The sequence below is a fragment of the Hoeflea sp. CAU 1731 genome (assembly GCF_039888615.1).
Lineage (GTDB): Bacteria > Pseudomonadota > Alphaproteobacteria > Rhizobiales > Rhizobiaceae > Flavimaribacter.
Map to the genome: position 1 here is coordinate 263,480 of NZ_JBDQQS010000006.1, position 16,054 is coordinate 279,533.

Here is a 16,054-nt window from a genome sequence, read left to right on the forward strand (position 1 = left end):
TGATCCTTTCATGTCTGTGGAATTCAACTGCCGATGCTCAGCGGATCGGCGAGGCGGCGCAGGGCCGCGATGATGCTGTAGCCGGTAATGGCGCTGCTTTTCGGATTGTCCGGGTCCGGCAGGTTGACCGACGTCATGACGGCCTCGCCGACGCCCGAGACGATTTGCAATTCGTGACGGTTCGCGCTCGCGGCAGGATCCGCCCGGATTTCGATGATCGTGCGATCCGGGCCGAACCCGGCGAGGCTGACGGTGGCTGCGACATTGATGTTCTTTGGAAACCGCTTGACGGCTTCACGGGCCGCGCCCACGAATATGGTCGTTGGCTCCACAATGCCGTCTCCGGCTTCCCCGAACGCCTTCGGCGGCTTGGTGGAGATGAGTTTCACCGATTGCAGGCCGGCCTCGCGCGCAGCTGACAAGGCGTCGACGCCGGCGATCGCTCCGGACGGGGCGATGATCCGCCCCGAACCCGTTCGCGCGCGTTCGACAATATCGGGATTTTCAAGCAGGCCGCCGACGCTGGCCGCGATCAGGATGCGGTCGCGTTCCAGCGCCGAAAGCGCAATCGCGCGAAAGCAGTCGGGCGGCAGGCATTCGACGACGATATCGCCGTGGTCGGCGAGTTCGTCAAGCGTCACAACCGCCGGCGATGACTTGAATTGCGCAATGCGATTGCGTGCGCTTTCGGGACTGCTGGCGGTGACCGCCGCCAGACGCAGGCCGTCAATACCTGCATCCAGCGCCCGGGCGACCTTGATCCCGACGCTGCCAAGGCCGGCAACCGCCACCGCCAATTGCCGGCGTTCAGCCATAATTGACCACGAGAAACTTGATATCGGTCATGCTGTCCATGGCGTAGCGGGTTCCCTCGCGGCCGAAACCGGAATCCTTCCAGCCTCCGAACGGCATGTTGTCGATGCGGTAGATCGGCACGTCGTTGATCATCAGCCCCCCGACATCCCAGTCTTCAAGCGCCCGGAAGGCGGCCTTGAGGTCGTTGGTGAAATAGCCGCCCTGCAGGCCGTAACGGGAATCGGCGGCGCGCCGAACGCCTTCTTCGGCGCTCGATACCCGCGTGAGGGTGATAACCGGGCCGAAGATCTCCTCGGCCTCGACCTTCATGTCGGGTGTGGTGTCAGTGAGCACGGTAGGTTCAATGACTGCATTGTGGCGTTTGCCGCCTGCAAGCACGCGCGCCCCGCCGGAAACCGCCTCGTCGATCCAGCTTTCGATGCGCTTGGCAGACCCCTCGTCGATGACAGGGCCGACATCGACGCCTTCTTCGAGCGGATTGCCGACGCGGCACGCCTTGATGCGATCGAGCAGCTCCTTTTCGAAACGGTCGTAGACGGCGTCGTGCACGAAAACACGCTGCACGCCGATGCAATACTGACCGCCGTAAACGACCCCGCCGCGAACGCAGCGGGCGGCCGCAAATTCGATGTCCGCGTCATCGGCGACAACGACGGCGCCATTGCCGCCGAGCTCAAGCGCGACCTTCTTGTTTCCCGCCATGTCCTTGACGTGCCAGCCGACCTTCGCGCTGCCGGTGAAGGTGACCATGCGAACGCGCTCGTCGCACACCATCCGCTCGGCCTGTTCGACATTGCAATGAACCACTGAGAGCGCGCCCTCCGGCAAGCCGGCCTCGGCGAATATCTCCGCCAGAACCATGCTCGTCAGCGGCGTCTGCGGCGCCGGCTTCAGGATGACAGTATTGCCGACCGCAAGCGCCGGCGCCACCTTGTGCAGGACGAGGTTGAGAGGAAAATTGAACGGCGTGATCGCAAGCACCGGACCGATCGGGAACCGTCGGGCCACGCCGAAGCGGCGACCGAGATTGCTGAGCGTTTCAATGTCCGCCTCCGCCATGTCGAGTCGCGACCCGTCCGGGCGCGTCGTCTGGTAGGCGAAGACACTCTCATCGACGTCCAGCGGTACTTCCTGGCCGGAAAAATTGCGCGCCTCGCGCGCGGCGTTGCGCAGATTGAAGAGGGAGCGGGAAACCTCGCCGCGGGCGTCATAGAGCGGCTTTCCGGCCTCGGCCGCGATCAGAAGCGTGATCTCCTCCCGCCGCTTTTCGAGAATGTCGGCCGCGCGTTCCAGAATATCGGCGCGCACGAAACGCGGCAGCCTCTTCGTTTTCGCGAATGTTTCGACGGCGGCGCTGATCGCCGCATCCACGTCGTCGGCGTCGCTGATCGGCATTTGTCCGACTTCGTGCCCGTCATAGGGGCACAGGATCGTCTCAAATCGCCCGCTGTGGGTGACAGCATGCTCATTCATCACAGATAACTCCATCGTCATTCGGGCTGTCGTCAGGTGACGCCGATATAGGCTTCGCGCACTGCTGGCGCGTTCGCGATTTCGGAAGACGGACCGGACAGCGTTATCCGGCCGCGATCAAGAATATAGGCGCGATGCGCCAGATCGAGCGCGGTCATCACGTCCTGTTCGATGAGCAGGATGGCGACGCCGCCGCGATTGATCTCGACGAGCGCTTCTCCGAGCATGTCGACTGCCTGCGGCGCAAGACCGAGCGAAAGCTCGTCGATCATCAGGAGTTTCGGATCGCTCATGATGCCGCGGCCGATGGCGCACATCTGCTGTTCACCGCCTGAGAGCGTGCCGGCGTCCTGACGCGCGCGTTCGGCCAGACGGGGGAACATGGTCATGACGCGCTCGAGATCGCGCTTTACCTGAGGATCGTTCTGCGGCCGCAAATAGGCGCCCATCATCAGGTTGTCGCGAACCGACATCGTTCTGAACAGGCGACGGCCTTCGGGTACATGGGCGACGCCGGCGCGCAGCACTTCTTCGGGCGACTTGCCGGCAAGGTCGCCAGCGTCTGTCATGATGGAGCCGGATGTCGAGCGAACGAGCCCCGAAATCGTCTTCAGAAGCGTCGTCTTGCCGGCGCCGTTGGAGCCGATCAGACAGACCATCTCACCGGCTTCGACTGCAAGGTCGACGCCCCACAGGACCTGGATTTCGCCGTATCCTCCCTGGAGGCCGGATATCTCGAGAATATTCTCAGCCATTGCCGCCCGCCTTTCCGGCAAGATTCTGCGAATAGCGCTTGCCGAGATACGCCTTGATCACCTGCTCGTCCTTGCTGATCTCCTCGGGCGTGCCCTCGGCGATCTTGGCGCCGTGATGCAGGACCACGATGCGGGTGCAAAGCGTCATGACCACTTTCATCAGGTGTTCGATGATGATCACTGTCACGCCGCTTGCGGCGATCTTGCGGATCAGCTCGAGCGCGCCGTCGATTTCGGCCGGGTTGAGCCCCGCGTTGACCTCGTCGAGCAGCAGCACCTTGGGTTTCATGGCGAGGCTCTTGGCGAGCTCAAGGCGCTTGCGTCCGGCAAGCGTCAGTTCCGATGCGATGATATCCGCCGAATCCGCGATACCGACGAATTCCAGCGCCTCGCGCGCCTCTTTGCGCGCCGTCTCCATGTCGGATGCGCCGGCTGCGAAAACTGCCGGGGCCATGACGTTTTCGAGCGCCGTCATTTCCGGGAAGGGCTGCACCACCTGATAGGTGCGGGCGACACCCAGCCGGCCGATCTGGTAGGGCTTGCGCCCGCCAATGCTGGTCCCGTCGAAGATCACCTGACCGGCGGACGGACGCAGCGCTCCCGTCACGACATTGACGAGCGTCGTCTTGCCGGCGCCGTTCGGGCCGATCAGGCCGACGATCTCTCCCTTTTCGACGGAAAGGTCGACCGCGTCGAGCGCGATCAGTCCGTCGAATGTCCGCGAAACGCCCTGCAGGGTTAGGATGCTCATGACGCGGCGCCCTCCTCGGTTGACCTGGCGGCCCTGCGGCGGCGGATGACGCCGAGAATGCCGTTCGGCAGGAAGAAGATGAGGGCGACGATCAGGACGCCGAGCACAGCGGCGTGGAACGACAGGAAGTTGCGCCAGACGAGTTCTTCCATGACGATGAAGACGAATGCGCCGATCACCGGTCCGAAGATCGTTCCGGCCCCGCCAAGCAGAACCATTACGATCGGCTTGACGGAAAGCAGAATCGAAAAGACGTCCGGCGGCTCGATATAAAAGACCCATGAGGCATAGATTGCGCCGGCGCCGCCGACAAAAAGCGACGACAGGGTGAAGGCGATCACCTTGTAGCGGGTCGTGTTGATGCCGACCATCGACGAGGCGTCTTCATTCTGCCGGATGCACTGAAGCGCGAAGCCAATCCGGCTGGCGCCGACCAGCCAGTTCATGATGAAGGCGAGCACCGCAGCGGCGAGCATGGCGTAGAAGAACAGCTGCGCCTGGGCGGCGACCGAGATGCGCAGGACAGGCAGGTTAATGCCCATGCCGCCGCCGGTTAGGCTTGTCCAGGATGTGGCGATTTCGACCAGCACTTCCGCCACGACGAGACTGGCGATAGCAAAATAATGACCTTTGAGGTGCAGGATCGCCATTCCGAGCAACACGGCGAACAATCCTGCGGACAGGCAGGCGGCGATCCAGGCGGCGAACATCGGAACGCCTGCGCCCTGCAGGATTGCGCCGGTATAGGCGCCCAGTCCGAAAAAGGCCGCTGTCGAAAAGGACGGGTAGCCGGCATAGCCGCCGATGACGTTCCAGGACAGGGCGAGCACGCAGTACATGGCGAACATCGTGCCGAGGCGAAGCAGGTAGTTGTCGCCCAGCAAAGGCAGCATCGCGATTGCCGCCACGACGATTATGGAAATCAGGATGCGTATCATTCGTAGCCACTCCGGCCCATGATCCCCGTCGGTTTGAAGATCAGCAGAAGAATGAGAAGCGCGAAGGCGATGGTCAGCCCGTGCTGCGGGCCGATAAACAGCGCTCCGAAGCTCTGGATGACGCCGAGGGCCAGGCCGCCGACCATGGCGCCGGCAATGCTGCCCAGCCCGCCGAGAACGCAGACGACAAAGGCGATGCCGAGGAAATCGGTCGATGCGAGCGGCGATATCGGAAAGATGAGGCTGAGAAGGCTTCCGGCTGCGCCGGCCATCAGCGCGCCGATGCCGAAGGTGAGCGCGTAGACGCGGTTGACGTTCACGCCCATCAGCGCCGCTGCCTCCCGGTCCATGCGCACGGCCACGATCGCGCGGCCCATGCGGGAGCGTATCAGGACCACGTAAAGCAGGCCGGTTAGCGCCGCAGCCAGCAGCATGGCGTAGAGACGGCTGAGCGGAATAACCAGGCCGCCGACAATGGCGCTGCCGAATGGCGATTCCAGCCGGACCGTGCGGTAGTCGGCCGAGAAGGCGAGAAGCATGCCGTTATTGAGCAACAGGTCGAGACCGAAGGTCAGCACCAGCGTCGTCAGAACCGGAGCGCCGACCACGCGATTGATTAGTCCGATCTGTAGCAGGTAACCGAGCGCGAACAGAACGCCGCCGGCCAGCACGATCGAGGCGAACGGATGGACGCCCAGATGCACGTAGGCGAAATAGGCGACGTAGGATCCAAGCACGACGAAGGAGCCGTGCATGATGTTGATGACGTTCAGAACGCCCCAGACCAGCGAGAAGCCTACCGCGATGCACGCGTAGAGTCCGCCGAGCATGAGCCCGTTCAGGAGGATCTGGATATAAAGCATTGCGAGTGCGCCGGATAAGAGGAGTAGCCCGCGAGCCGCACGGCCCGCGGGATTTCGACGGATTCAGCTTACTTGATATCGCCGTAGTGCATGTCGGACTGCTTGATCGCATCCGGATAGATAACCTTGGGCTCTCCGTCCTGGATCTGGAAGACCGGCGGCTCGAGCGAGGTGATCTGGCCGTTTTCGCCAAACTTGACCGGGCCATAGAAGGTCATCACGTCGAGGCCGGCCAGCGCGTCGCGCACGGCCTGCGGGTCGATGCTGCCGGCCTTTTCGATGGCGATCTGCAGGATATCGCCTGCGGCGCTCGCCGAAGCTTCGGCATAGTCGGGCGTTGATCCGTAGGTTTCTTCGAAAGCCGCGATATAGTTGGCGGTGGAGCCGAATACGCCTTCGCCGTCATAGGATACGGCGGGATGCCACCAGGCCGCGCTCGATACGTTGTCGGCGGAGCTGCCGCTGGCTTCGATGAACTCGCGATAGGCGGGGCCGGCGATCATCGTCAGCACTTTCGGCGAGACGCCGAGTTCGGACATTTGACGCCGGATCAGGATGAGATCGTTGATGTAGCCGGTCGCAAACACCCAGTCCGGCTGCGACTGGCGCATCAGGGTGAGCGCTGACGCGTGATCGACGGTGCCGATCGCATATTCGTCGAAGGAGACGATCTCGAAGCCGTTGTCATTCGCCGAGCCTTCCATTTCCTTGGCGATCGCCAGCGGGAAAAGGTCGTTACGGGCGTAGATCGCGACTGTCTTCACGTCTTCATCGGAGTCGGCAACGATCTTCGCCAGCGGGTCGGTCAGGGTGCCGTTCGGCGTGAAAGTGCCGAACAGGAACTTGTAGCCCTGGTCATAGACCTGTTCGGAGGACGCCGTGGCGGCGATGGTCGGTATCTGGTAGCGCTCGGAAACGCTGCTGGCGGCTTTGGCGGCGCCGGAGCCGAAGGGCGAGAACAGGAAGTTGACTTCGTCCTCGGTGATCAGGCGCTCGGCCGACTGGACGGCGCGCGGGGTGTTGGATTCGTAATCGACGTAAACAATCTCGACAGTGTAGGTCTTGCCGTCGACTTCGATGCCGCCGGCTTCGTTGACCTTGCTGGCCCACAGATCGTAGCCGCGCTTCTGTTTTTCACCTTCCGGCGAGAGCGGGCCTGTCAGCGGCAGCGGGGCGCCGACCTTGATGACATCCTCGGCCTGTGCGGCGCCGAACGTCGCGGTTGCCAGCATAACGCCTGCTATTGCGCTGCCGAGCAGTGAAGTCGCAAATCCACGCATTGAATTCTCCTTTGTTTTTAAGTTCCCGATGCGTGATGTTATTGGCCGGAGGCGTTCCTAGGAAGCGTTAACATCAGCACGCGGCGTTGCGAAAATTGCAACATCACCGTGGTCACTTGCGAGCGACACAATGGTTTGAACGAGGCCCTGGGCGGCGAGCGTGGGTTCGATTTCGGCGTGTTTGCAGATGTGGGCCTTGGCCTTTGTCAGGGCGGTGTCGGCAAGCGGCACAGCGACGAGCTGTTTTGTGGCAAGCTCGCGCTCGCATGCGAAAGCCGGCATGAAGGCTACGCCCATCTCGTGCAGGGCGAATTGTCTGAGCATATCGATAGAGTTGGTTTCGAGCCGGATATTGACGTCGAACTGGCTGGACTTCAGGACATGATCGACGAGATGGCGGATGCCGAAGGACGGATCGGGCAGGCCGATCGGCTCTGCGACAAGATCCGAGAACGCCAGGATCTTGCGAGCAGCCATCGGGTGGTGTGGCGCCATGATTGCGTGCAGCGGCTGCTGGATGGTGGCGAGCGCCACCACATTGTGACGTGGAAAGGGATGAAACGATATGCCGATGTCGCACCGGTCTTCCGCGACTGCCTGCATGACGTCGTCGGTTCCCGCGATGCAGACTTCGTAGGTAATGCCCGGATATTGTCGGCAGAAGGCGTCGAGCGCGCGCGGCAGCAAGCCGCCGATCATGCCTTCGACAGTGTAGATGCAGACATGGCCGCTGTGCAGCCCCTTGAGCGCATCGATCGACGTCTTGACCCGCTGCATTTCGCGCGCGCGGCCCTGCACGAAACGAGCGACGACCTCGCCGGCCGGCGTCAGCTTGACGCCCTGCGGGTGCCGGACGATGAGTTCCGTGCCGAACATGTGCTCCAGTTTCTGGATCTGCCGGCTGATTGACGACGCCGAAACATGCAGCCGTTCGGCCGCCTGGCGGATGGATCCGAGCCGAACGACCTCGTTGAAATAGGATAGCGCAGTGTCCATGACCGGCTCCAGATTGATTGCGGGCTTAACAAACGGGAATTGCAGCGGAAACACAATGTCGGAACCGGCTGCGGGAATGGTATTGTCTATCGTGTATATACACGATATGATTTACGTATGACCACCGTGGACCCGATCGAGAACTCCTTCAACGATTGCCTGCTGATGAACACCATCAGAACGGCGCGGATATTGACGCGGAGATATGACAATCGCATCCGGTCGTTCGGCGTAACGGTCGTGCAGTTTTCGGTTCTGATGACGATACGCCGGCATCGCGACGAAGCTATCAACGCGCTTGCCGGCCGCATCGCAATGGAGCGTTCGACCCTGACCCGTAACGTCGATGTTCTCGTCAGGAAAGGCCTTGTCAAAAAGCAGAACAGCGGCAGGGGAAACGCCAAGGTCTGTCGTTTGACGACGGACGGGGAACGGCTGCTTGACGAGCTCATTCCCTACTGGTCCGCGGCAAGGCAGGAACTGCGAACGCGACTGGGCGACACGAATGGCGACGACCTGCTGAGGTTCCTTCGGGCGATGGGAAACGGCTGACATCAAATTACGAGGACGAAAAGAAGTGGAGACGAACGAATGAGCGACGACCCGATCGTGGTGACAGGTCTCGGCGCGGTTTCGCCGCTGGGCGTGGGCGTGGACGTGAACTGGCGGCGCCTGACGGCGGGAAAAAGCGGCGTCGTCTCCAACACGCGCTTCGATGTAGCGGACTACGCCTGCAAAATCGCCGGGCTGGTCCCCGCGAAATCGGACGATCCGGAAGGTTTCGATCCGCTGGACTTCGTGGATCAAAAGGATCTCAAGAAGACGGACACGTTTATCCACTACGCGCTGGCGGCGACGCAGGAGGCTGTGGATCAGTCCGGATGGGCGCCTGACGCGGAAACTGAAAAGTCGCGCACGGCTGTCATCATCGCGACCGGCGTCGGCGGACTGCCGGCGATTACAAACGCCGTCAACGTCGTCCAGGAGCGCGGGCCGCGCAGGCTCTCGCCCTTCGTCGTCCCATCCTTCCTGCCCAATCTCGCTTCAGGGCATGTTTCAATCCGCTACGGCTTCAAGGGTCCGATCGGCTGTCCGGTCACCGCATGCGCCGCGTCCGCCCAGGCGATCGGAGACGGCATGCGGCTGATCCTGAACGGCGAGGCCGATGTCGCCGTCTGCGGCGGTTCGGACGCCTGCGTCGATCCGGTGGGGATCGGCGGTTTTGGCGCCGCGCGCGCTCTGTCCACCGGCTTCAACGACGAACCGCATCGCGCGTCGCGCCCCTTCGACAAGCAGCATGACGGCTTCGTTCTTTCCGAAGGCGCGGCGACGATTGTCATCGAGCGGCTGAGCCATGCGCAGGCGCGGGGCGCTAAGCCGATCGCCGTGCTTGCCGGCTATGGCACGAGTTCCGACGCCTATCACGTGACGGCCGGGTGTCCCGATGGGGAAGGAGCGGCGCGGGCGATGCGTCTCGCCCTGCAGATGGCGGGGATTGCGCCGGCGGCGATCGACTACGTCAACGCGCACAGCACGTCGACGCCGGTGGGCGACGCGGCCGAGATCGCCGCCATTCGCGCGGTCTTTCCCGATCGCGGCAAGGATCTTGCGGTCACGTCCACCAAGTCGGCGACCGGACATCTTCTGGGCGCGGCGGGCGCACTGGAAGCCGTCTATTCCATACTGGCCTTGCGCGACGGCGTGGTTCCTCCGGGCCTGAACATCGAAGACCCGGAACCGGACGCTGACGTCTTCGATCTTGCGCCGAACGCAGCGAAATCGAAGCAACTCGACTACGTGCTGTCGAATGGATTCGGCTTCGGCGGTGTGAACGCCAGCCTGGTCTTCCGTCGTGCGTAGTGAAGATCAGAGTCCCTGTTCGAGCCTGCGCCATTCGGAGGGCGGGCGGCCGATCACGCGCTTGAAATCCCGGCTCAGGTGATAGGCGTCGAAAAAGCCGCAGTCGAATGCGATCTCCGAGAGCGTCCTGCTGCTTTCCAGGAGCAGGCGCTGCGCCATGGCGAGCCGGGCGCGGCGCAGATAGGCGCGCGGCGTCGTGGCGAAATGCTTCTGGAACAGGCGGCGGAGCTGCGACGAACTCATGCCTGCGTAGCGTTGCATGTCGTCTGACGACCATGGCGCTTCCGGATTGGCCATGATGGCGGTGTGGAGCCGGCTGAGCGCCGGCGGCAGACTGGGTCGGACTGCCGAATCGCGCTGGCGCGCAAGCAGGCGCAACAGATCCGCGACATCGGCGTTCAGCCGGAGATCCGCGTCGGCAGAGCGCGCGGCCATGGTGTCGAAGAGACGATGGAACCAGGCGATCATCTCGCCGCTTTCCGCGATCGTCATGCGCGGTCGGCCGGCGCCGAACAGTCGTCGCCGCAGCGCCGGATTATCCGGCCCGTACATGCGCAACCACATCACAGACCACGGATGTCTCTCGTCCGCGCGATGCGAATGCGGCGCTTCGCCCGGTATCCAGACCAGTTGACCCTGGCCGACATCGAATGTCTTTCCGTCGATCTCGACCGTACCCTTGCCGGATAGGCAGTAAATGACGTCGTCGCCCGGGCACTCGAGCCGTGAGACGCCGCCGCCGGGCGCAGAATCCAGCCAGCCGGACCGCAGGACGGTGAAGAACGCCCCATGCATGGCGACGTCCGGCAGATAATGATGGCTGGCGCGCACTCTCGCGGTCAGGCGTACGGAATTCATGCGCGTTTTATACATCTAATTTGTCGCAGCGTCCATTTTGTTCATATGTGTCGAATGTCAGATTGCGTAGAAGAGGTCGCGGCGTCGCGACCGGAGGACACTTTGGGAGGAAGGCATGCTGGTTCCAAGCAGATCGGAAATGCGCGCGTATGAAGTCGATGGCTATTATGTGCGCAAAGGATTTCTGTCCGAGGCGGAAGTCGGCGATTTCCGCGACAATGCGCGGCGGCAGCTGGAAGCCGAAAGCGCCGCTGGCGGCGTCATGGAAAAAGGCGACAAAGCCGGCAACAAGACGCTTCTCAAGCTCTGGAATACCGCTGGAGACGACAAATACGGCCTGCTTGCCCGTGACGAGCGCCTGGCGCGGCTGGCGGAAGCACTGATCGGCAACGATGTCTACCTCTACAGCCACAAGATGACGATGAAGCAGCCGCGCGAGGGCGGCGCCTGGGAATGGCATCAGGATTTCGGCTACTGGTACAACAATGGCTGCCTGTCGCCGGAAATGCTCTCGGTTTTCATTGCCCTGGACCCCTCCAACAAGGCGAATGGGTGTCTGCAGGTGCTGAAGGGCTCACACATTCTGGGCCGTCTGGATCATATTCGCGAGGACGGCCAGACGAATGTGGACAAGCCTTACCTGAACGCTGCGGTTGAGCGTTTTGAACATGTCTATGTGGAAATGGAAGCTGGCGACGCGCTGGTGTTTCATTCAAACCTGCTGCACCGCTCCGACGCCAATACGAGCGACACCTATCGCTGGGGCTATATCTGCTCCTATAACGCGGTGCATAACGCTCCCTTCAAGCGCGAGCGCGATTACGGAAATTACGAGGAACTGAGAACCGTTCCGGCGGGCAGCTTCCTTAAAGCGTCATGAGCGACGGCGCGGATACGCATCGCGCAGGAGAGGCAATGGGCATGCGGAGCAGACGCGGCGTCGACAACGATGGCGCGTCGCTGCGCAGCCGGATCGCCCGGCTGGCAGGCGCTAAGGAGACCGGCGTGTTCCTTGCGCTGGTTGTCATGTGCATTTTTCTGTCTGTCACGACCGACGGGTTTCTCACGACCGTCAATCTCCTGAATGTCGGCCGGCAAATCTCCCTGCTTGGCATCATGGCGATCGGCATGACATTCGTACTGATTTCCGGCGAGATCGATCTGTCGGTTGGCTCCACCTATGCATTGGCGGGTCTTAGCACCGGTATGCTGATCGTGTTGGGCTGGGGCCTGTTTCCGGCGCTGGTGCTGGGCTTGATGTGCGGGGCGGGCATCGGCGTCATCAACGGTCTTCTGTCGACCTATGGGCGGCTTCCGTCGCTGATCGCGACGCTGGGCATGCTGTCGATCGTGCGCGGAACTGCGCTGCTGATGACCGGCGGCAAGCCGGTGACGGTCAATGAGCGCAACGGCGCCGATCCCGACACACTCGCCGCCTTCGAGGCGATGGGGCAGGGCTATCTCTTCGGCGCCATTCCAATGCAGCTCGTGTTCTTTGCAGCGGTCGCAGCCCTTGGCTGGCTGCTCCTGTCGCGCACGGCCTTCGGCTTTCGCGTGTTCGCCGTCGGCGGCAGCGCCAAGGCGGCGCGGGTTTCGGGAATACACGTCCAGACAGTGAAGATCTGGGCGTTCGTCATCATGGGCGTGCTCGCCGCTTTGGCCGGCATTCTGTCGATGGCGTTTCTGCCAAGCGGGCAGGCGGGGCGGACCGGCCTTGGCCTGGAGCTTGATGTGATTGCAGCGGTTGTCGTCGGCGGCGCATCGCTTGCGGGAGGAATAGGCACGGTGCTGGGCACCGTGCTCGGAGTTCTGATCATTGGCGTTCTTCGCAACGGCCTGGTGTTGCTCGGCGTATCGCCCTTCACCCAGGAAGTCATGATCGGGCTGGTGATCATCGTCGCCGTTGCCATTGACAAATGGAGCACCAGATCGAGATCGGCCTAGAGGGAGTCCTGGCCGTAACAACCCCAAAGGGAGGAAACTATGAGAAGCAGATTTCTGATAACGACGGCAATCGCCGCGCTGGCGTTTGGCGCAGCGCCCGCGAGCGCCGATCCGGCCAAGGTCACGGACTTTAATCTTGCGCCGCGGATCGCCGAAAACGTCAAGTCGGGCGAGCCACTCAACATCTTCGTGTCCTATCACGACGTGTCGAACGAGTTTTCGCCCTTCGTGAAGGCGGGCGTGGAACGCGCCGATTCCGAGGACGGCGTCAACGCGCGTTTTATCGGACCCGTGGGCGCTGACGCCGATGGCCAGATTTCCGAAATCGAGACGCTGATGGGCCAGATGGACGGCCTCGCCATTTCCTCGGTGAGCTCCGACGCCCTTGCGCCGCTCATAAACCGGGTGATGGAAGCAGGCATTCCGGTGGTCACCTACAACACCGACAACGCCGACAGCAATCGCCTGGTCTTCGCCGGTCAGGACCTCGTTCAGTCGGGCCGTGAAGCCGGAAAGCTGATGGGTGAAGTTCTGGACGGCAAGGGCAAGGTGATGATCACGACGCTCGACGCCGCGGCGCAATGGTCTCTCGACCGGGAAAACGGCGCCCGCGAAGCGCTCGAGAAATTCCCGGATATCGAGGTTGTCCGCACGCTCAACACCGGAACCGATCCGCAGGAGATCTACTCGGCGATCGAAAACGCCATGCTGTCGGATTCATCGATCACCGGCATTCTGTCACTGGAGTGCTGCTCGACGCCTGCCGCCGGCGAATGGGTCAAGCGCAACGGCAAGACGGGCGACGTCAAGATCGTCGGTTTCGACCTTCTCGACCAGACAGTGGAACTGGTGTCCGACGGCGTGATCCAGGCGACCATCGACCAGGCGCCGGAGCGTCAGGGTTATGAGGCTGTCAACCTGCTGGTCAAGTTCCTGAAGGGCGAGACCATCGACGACCTCGACACCGGCGTTGGCGTCTATACGCCTGAAACCATCTCGAAAGTGATGCAGTAGTACGGGCGTCGGCCGGCCTTTGCGCCGGCCGACCTTCCGCTGACAAGGTGTCGAATGAGCCAGCAACCGATCGTCGAACTGCGTAGTATTACAAAGACCTATCCGGGCGTCGTGGCGATGGACAGTGTCTCCGTCGACTTCCGCTCCGGCGAGGTGCATGCGGTTATCGGCGAAAACGGCGCGGGCAAGAGCACCATGATGCATGTGCTCGCGGGCGAGGTGCAGCCCAACAGCGGAAGCATCCTGATCGACGGCAGGGAGACGAGTTTTCCGACGCCGCTGGCGAGCCAGGCGCAGGGCATTCGCATCGTCTTCCAGGAACTGTCGCTCTGCCAGAACCTGACTGTCGGCGAGAATGTGCTGCTCGGGCCCTTCGGCGCGCAGCGGGCGCTGTCCCTTCTCAACCGGAACCGCGCAGCGCGAGCCGCCGCAGGCACGCTGGCCGAGCTTGGCCTCGCCGATTTGCACACCGACACGCCGCTTGCCAGCCTGACGGTCGCGCAGCAGCAGCTTGTCGAAATCGCCAGGGCGATTTCACAAAAGGTGCGGGTTCTGGTCCTCGACGAGCCGAACTCCGCCCTGTCTCCGCGTGAATCACAGCGTCTTTTCGACATTGTGCGGCGATTGCGAGATCAGGGCGTGACAGTGATCTATGTTTCTCACCATCTGGAGGAAGTTCTGTGCCTCGCCGATCGCATCAGCGTCATGCGCGACGGCCACATGATCACCAGTTTCGACAATACACCAGAGGTGACGGTTGATCGTCTGGTCACGCACATGGTGGGGCGCAAGGTCGACAAGGCGGAGCAGTATTCGATATCGGCGCAGGCGGGAGGTGCGAGAGACGAGATCGCTCTCGAAGTGAAGAACATGACCGTTCCGGGCGCAATCCGCGACCTCGACTTCAAACTGTCGCGTGGCGAAATCCTCGGCGTCGCCGGATTGCCCGACAGCGGCAAGGACATGCTCGCGGACGCGATCTTTGGTCTGGTTACGCGTGACGGCGCAGTCGAGATCGGCGGCATCCTGCTGCAGCCGGGCAAACCCTCCCATTCGCTTGCCGCGGGCATTTCCTATATCCCGGCGGACCGCAGAGGCGCGGGCGCCCTTTTGTCGATGACGGTGGCCGAGAACACCGTATCTTCGGCGCTGGGCGCCTTCGCCCGGCTCGGTTTCCTGCGTCGCCGGCCGATCCGCGACACGGCGGCCGAGTATGCGCGCAAGCTCGACACACGGATCGCGAGCCTCGGACAGAAAGTCGAAACGCTGTCAGGCGGCAACCAGCAAAAAGTAATCCTCGGACGCGGGCTCGTCACCGGTCCGCGGCTTTTGATTCTGCACGAGCCGACGCGCGGCATCGACGTCGGCGCAAAGGCGGAAATCTATTCGATCCTGAAGTCTCTGGCCGCGGACGGAATGGCGATCCTGATGATATCTTCCGAACTGCCCGAGGTCATGCTGCATTCAAGCCGTGTGCTGGTGCTCGCCAACGGACGGCTGTCCGGGCAGCTGACGGGGGCCGACATCACCGAGGAGGCGATCATGTCGCTTGCAACAAAACATGAAAGGGAAGCGGCCGCATGACACGCATCACAGTCGTCGGCAGTTTTGCCGTGGGCCTGACCATTCGGACGCCGGAAATGCCGGTTTTCGGGCAGACGATACTCGGGTCGGATTTCGATTTCGGACCGGGTGGAAAGGGATCGAACCAGGCGGTTGCCGTGGCGCGTCTGGGATGCGATTCCTCTCTGGTGACCTGCATAGGACGGGACGAACTCGCCGCCGTCGCCGACAAGCTTTACGCCGCAGAAGGCGTTGACACCGCCTATCTGGAGCGGACGGACCAGCGCCCGACAGGCGCCGGTATTATTGTGCTCAACGCTGAAGGGGCCAATTTCATCATCCTGGACATGGGCGCGAACGAGCTGATGGACGCCGCCTTCGTCGATCGCGCGCAGGAACGCATTCTGAAGAGCGACATCGTCATGGCGGTGTTGGAGATACCGGTCGCCGCAGCGCACCGCGCGATGGAAATCGGCAAGGCGTCCGGCGCGCGCACGATCCTCAATCCCGCCCCGGCGCAGATACTGCCGGAAAGCATCTTCCCGCATGTCGACTATCTGACGCCCAATGAAAGCGAGTTGCGCATCCTCCTGGGGCTTGCGCCGGACGATTCAAGCGGAACACATGACCTCGCGCTCGAGCTGAGAAAACGCGGTGTTGGAACTGTGGTCGTCACGCTGGGCGAAAAGGGAGCCCTGGTGATTTCTGAGGAGCACGATGTCCTGATCCCGTCTCCGAAGGTCGAGGTCGTGGACACAACGGGCGCCGGCGACGCCTTCAACGGCGGCTTTGCGGTGGCGCTCGGCGAGGGACGCAGCCTCGAAAAGGCGGTCGCCTACGGCGCAAAATGCGGCGCGCACGCCTGCACGCGGCTCGGCGTCATCCCGTCTCTGGCGACCCGAAGGGACATTGCGAAACTGTTTGGCGACGCGAACTGAAAAAC

General features: G+C 62.4%; 16 protein-coding genes. 7 read left to right on the plus strand and 9 right to left on the minus strand.

What is annotated here, in order from left to right; genetic code table 11:
- Positions 1-23 precede the first annotated feature (23 nt).
- The 8 genes from AAFN47_RS12360 to AAFN47_RS12395 form a co-directional block, all read right to left on the minus strand.
- Entirely contained in the window at positions 24-815 is a 792-nt protein-coding gene (locus AAFN47_RS12360) for an aspartate dehydrogenase domain-containing protein (protein WP_499809538.1), read from the minus strand.
- A complete protein-coding gene (locus AAFN47_RS12365; protein WP_499809539.1) occupies positions 808-2,289 on the minus strand; it encodes an aldehyde dehydrogenase family protein in 1,482 nt (493 codons plus the stop codon). Before AAFN47_RS12365 ends, AAFN47_RS12360 begins: the two co-directional genes overlap by 8 nt.
- 32 nt (positions 2,290-2,321) lie before the next feature.
- The gene (locus AAFN47_RS12370; protein WP_499809540.1) at positions 2,322-3,044 is read right to left on the minus strand and encodes an ABC transporter ATP-binding protein; all 723 of its coding nucleotides are present in this window, start codon (positions 3,042-3,044) and stop codon (positions 2,322-2,324) included.
- On the minus strand, positions 3,037-3,795 hold the full coding sequence (locus AAFN47_RS12375; RefSeq protein WP_499809541.1) for an ABC transporter ATP-binding protein: 759 nt from the start codon (positions 3,793-3,795) through the stop codon (positions 3,037-3,039). Before AAFN47_RS12375 ends, AAFN47_RS12370 begins: the two co-directional genes overlap by 8 nt.
- The gene (locus AAFN47_RS12380) at positions 3,792-4,733 is read right to left on the minus strand and encodes a branched-chain amino acid ABC transporter permease (protein ID WP_499809542.1); all 942 of its coding nucleotides are present in this window, start codon (positions 4,731-4,733) and stop codon (positions 3,792-3,794) included. Before AAFN47_RS12380 ends, AAFN47_RS12375 begins: the two co-directional genes overlap by 4 nt.
- On the minus strand, positions 4,730-5,596 hold the full coding sequence (locus AAFN47_RS12385; RefSeq protein ID WP_499809543.1) for a branched-chain amino acid ABC transporter permease: 867 nt from the start codon (positions 5,594-5,596) through the stop codon (positions 4,730-4,732). Before AAFN47_RS12385 ends, AAFN47_RS12380 begins: the two co-directional genes overlap by 4 nt.
- Positions 5,597-5,664: 68 nt before the next feature.
- A complete protein-coding gene (locus tag AAFN47_RS12390) occupies positions 5,665-6,876 on the minus strand; it encodes an amino acid ABC transporter substrate-binding protein (RefSeq protein WP_499809544.1) in 1,212 nt (403 codons plus the stop codon).
- A gap of 57 nt (positions 6,877-6,933) precedes the next feature.
- Entirely contained in the window at positions 6,934-7,872 is a 939-nt protein-coding gene (locus tag AAFN47_RS12395; RefSeq protein ID WP_499809545.1) for a LysR family transcriptional regulator, read from the minus strand.
- Positions 7,873-7,989: 117 nt separating this feature from the next.
- Here AAFN47_RS12395 and AAFN47_RS12400 point away from each other — a divergent pair, with 117 nt between their 5' ends.
- Positions 7,990-8,424 (plus strand): MarR family winged helix-turn-helix transcriptional regulator, encoded by a 435-nt coding sequence (locus AAFN47_RS12400; RefSeq protein WP_499809546.1) that lies wholly within the window; start codon positions 7,990-7,992, stop codon positions 8,422-8,424.
- Between the two features lie 39 nt (positions 8,425-8,463).
- Positions 8,464-9,732: a beta-ketoacyl-ACP synthase II gene (gene fabF / locus AAFN47_RS12405; RefSeq protein WP_499809547.1), complete on the plus strand. Its 1,269-nt coding sequence runs from the start codon at positions 8,464-8,466 to the stop codon at positions 9,730-9,732.
- 6 nt (positions 9,733-9,738) lie between these two features.
- Here the strand turns inward: fabF and AAFN47_RS12410 are convergent, their stop codons facing one another.
- On the minus strand, positions 9,739-10,605 hold the full coding sequence (locus AAFN47_RS12410; protein ID WP_499809548.1) for a helix-turn-helix domain-containing protein: 867 nt from the start codon (positions 10,603-10,605) through the stop codon (positions 9,739-9,741).
- Between the two features lie 100 nt (positions 10,606-10,705).
- Here AAFN47_RS12410 and AAFN47_RS12415 point away from each other — a divergent pair, with 100 nt between their 5' ends.
- Genes AAFN47_RS12415 through rbsK form a run of 5 tightly spaced genes read left to right on the plus strand, consistent with a single transcriptional unit; the run spans position 10,706 to position 16,049 of the window.
- Positions 10,706-11,470: a phytanoyl-CoA dioxygenase family protein gene (locus AAFN47_RS12415; RefSeq protein WP_499809549.1), complete on the plus strand. Its 765-nt coding sequence runs from the start codon at positions 10,706-10,708 to the stop codon at positions 11,468-11,470.
- Between the two features lie 41 nt (positions 11,471-11,511).
- On the plus strand, positions 11,512-12,534 hold the full coding sequence (locus AAFN47_RS12420; protein ID WP_499809550.1) for an ABC transporter permease: 1,023 nt from the start codon (positions 11,512-11,514) through the stop codon (positions 12,532-12,534).
- A 39-nt stretch (positions 12,535-12,573) separates the two neighbouring features.
- The gene (locus tag AAFN47_RS12425) at positions 12,574-13,548 is read left to right on the plus strand and encodes a sugar ABC transporter substrate-binding protein (RefSeq protein WP_499809551.1); all 975 of its coding nucleotides are present in this window, start codon (positions 12,574-12,576) and stop codon (positions 13,546-13,548) included.
- A gap of 54 nt (positions 13,549-13,602) precedes the next feature.
- The gene (locus tag AAFN47_RS12430) at positions 13,603-15,132 is read left to right on the plus strand and encodes a sugar ABC transporter ATP-binding protein (RefSeq protein ID WP_499809552.1); all 1,530 of its coding nucleotides are present in this window, start codon (positions 13,603-13,605) and stop codon (positions 15,130-15,132) included.
- Positions 15,129-16,049: a ribokinase gene (gene rbsK, locus AAFN47_RS12435; protein ID WP_499809553.1), complete on the plus strand. Its 921-nt coding sequence runs from the start codon at positions 15,129-15,131 to the stop codon at positions 16,047-16,049. The genes AAFN47_RS12430 and rbsK overlap by 4 nt, the downstream gene beginning before the upstream one ends.
- The last annotated feature ends 5 nt before the right edge of the window (positions 16,050-16,054 follow it).